Annotated in this window: 2 protein-coding genes and 1 tRNA gene; 2 read left to right on the forward strand and 1 reads right to left on the reverse strand. The window is 43.4% G+C overall.

The annotated features are described in order from the left end of the window. Positions 1–45 precede the first annotated feature (45 nt). Positions 46–127 (forward strand) — tRNA-Leu (locus tag F6K20_RS35715). 128 nt (positions 128–255) lie between these two features. Here the strand turns inward: F6K20_RS35715 and F6K20_RS35720 are convergent. Next, positions 256–423 (reverse strand): hypothetical protein, encoded by a 168-nt coding sequence (locus F6K20_RS35720; RefSeq protein WP_165691862.1) that lies wholly within the window; start codon positions 421–423, stop codon positions 256–258. Between the two features lie 63 nt (positions 424–486). Between F6K20_RS35720 and F6K20_RS35725 the strand changes: the two genes are divergently transcribed. Next, positions 487–1,824: an RNA-guided endonuclease InsQ/TnpB family protein gene (locus tag F6K20_RS35725; protein ID WP_287262986.1), complete on the forward strand. Its 1,338-nt coding sequence runs from the start codon at positions 487–489 to the stop codon at positions 1,822–1,824. The last annotated feature ends 261 nt before the right edge of the window (positions 1,825–2,085 follow it).

A 2,085-nucleotide genomic window follows, 5' to 3' on the forward strand; every position in this document is an offset into this window, starting at 1 on the left:
TCAATAAAAGCTATAATTTATGCTATGATATAAATCGCAAGGTAAGCGGACGTGGCGGAATTGGTAGACGCGCTAGATTTAGGTTCTAGTGTCGCAAGACGTGAAGGTTCAAGTCCTTTCGTCCGCATCTAAAGGTGCGACCCGTGGCGAATTAAATTCGCCACGGGTCGCACCTCTTTTATGCATAGCTGACTAACCATAAAGGCTCCACTCTCCTTAGGTTTCGTCTCCAGGGATGAATTTCCCCTCAAGTATTTAAGGGAGTAAGCCAGTCTTCCCCAAAGCTTCCAAATACTCAGATAGTGTTAGACCTGCCCTGTCTGCCATCTCTTTTAGGCCGTCCCAGGCAGCATCTGTAGTTCTAACGGTATGTGATTTTTTCGCTTCTCCGTGTATTGGAGGGCGTCCAGTTCTTTTTCCCATGTTCAAGACATCAGCATTCCTAAAAGCTATAATTAATATAGCATGGATAAATAGGTCGAAACAATGCAGTTCGGGTACAGGTACAAACTCAAGCCAAGCCGACAACAAAAAGCCACAATGAATAGGTGGTTGGATATGTTGCGATCGCAGTATAATTACTTACTTAGAGATAGAATTGAATCTTTTGATCAAGCTAAAGCTCCTAGGTTAGGCAATTACTGTGATCTAAAAAGTAAGAGTGAAGTGTGCCCGTTGACCTGTTCGGTTAGCAAATCTCACTCTGTTGGTTACCCATGGAAGAGTAATAAAAAGAACCCTAGAAGAACTGCTTACGAAGCTCAAAGTTCAAATTTGCCAATCCTTAAAAAGGAGAGACCTTGGTACAAGACTATTAACTCAACTGTTTTGCAACAGGCGCTAAGACAGTTGGATGTGGCTTTTTCTAAGTTCTTCAAAGGCGAATCTGGATATCCTAAGCCTAAGAGAATATCTAGATTCAGAAGTTTTAAATATTCCCCTGGGCAGGTCAAGGTAGATGGGAATCGGATTTACTTGCCAGGTATCGGATGGATGGGTTTCTTTAATTATCGTCCAATTCCCGAAGGGTTTAATGTTAAATCTGTCACTGTTCGGCGTAAAGCTCGTGGATGGTTCGTAAGTCTTCAGATTGAAGACAATTCAATTCCAGTCCCTCCATTAAAAGCCAGGGATGAGATTAATCCTGAGCGAGTTAAAGGTTGTGACTTGGGGATTAAAAAGCTAATCAGCATTTCCACTGGGAAAATGATAGCTAACCCGGCACGGACAAAGTCTTTTAAGCGTAGAGAAAGGCGTCTGAAGCTAAGACAAAGAGCTGCCAGCAGAAAAAAGAAAGGGTCTAAGAATAGAAGCAGGTCCTACTCCAAGGTGGCATCTCTCCATGAACGCATTACTAATAATCGTAATGCCTACCATTGGGAGACTGCCAATAAGTTAGTAGATGGTGCAGACGCTCTAATCTTTGAAGATTTAAACATCAGAGCGATGAAGTCTCGTTGCAAGCCTAAACCCAATGAAAATGGTGGGTACGATTCGGCAAAGCCGACGCTACGCGAACGCAATGGACAATCCGCAAAAAGAGGCTTAAATCGTTCAATATCTAATGCAGCTTGGGGAGAATTGGTCAATAAGATTGAGGCCGTGGCTGCAAAGTCAGGTATTCCAGTAATCAAAATAAATCCCAAGCATACGTCTCAAAGGTGTCCAAAATGTCACCACACGAGTAAAGAGAACAGAAAAAAAGAAAAATTCCTTTGCACTAACTGTGGTCATTACAACGACGCAGATGTAAATGGTGCAGTAAATATAAAAATTCGGGGTCTCAAAAAACTGGGAATTGACCCCACAAGACGCGCGCCTTAGAACAAGGCAGCCTTATTACAACAACCTAGAACCTTTTACCCATAACCCTTTAACTATAAAGGCTGCCTTGTTCTTACGGTAACTTCAAACTCAGCTACCTCCGGTGCGGGGGAAAGTTACGCCCATGGAGTTAACAGTGACTTAGTTGCTGTGCCTGGGAATCCCCATCCCTGAGGCGGGTGGGGAGGTTCAATGGATAATTAGTGCTACCTTACCTGTCATAGAACCGGCTTCGATAGCGTTGTGAGCAGCAGCAGCTTA

This window comes from Moorena sp. SIO2C4 (assembly GCF_010672485.1).
In the GTDB taxonomy this organism is placed as follows: domain Bacteria; phylum Cyanobacteriota; class Cyanobacteriia; order Cyanobacteriales; family Coleofasciculaceae; genus Moorena; species Moorena producens.

Excerpts from the sequence above, each read along its gene's own strand:
- F6K20_RS35720 (WP_165691862.1), bottom strand. The coding sequence starts at position 423 with ATGGGAAAAAGAACTGGACGCCCTCCAATACACGGAGAAGCGAAAAAA.
- F6K20_RS35725 (WP_287262986.1), top strand. The coding sequence starts at position 487 with ATGCAGTTCGGGTACAGGTACAAACTCAAGCCAAGCCGACAACAAAAA.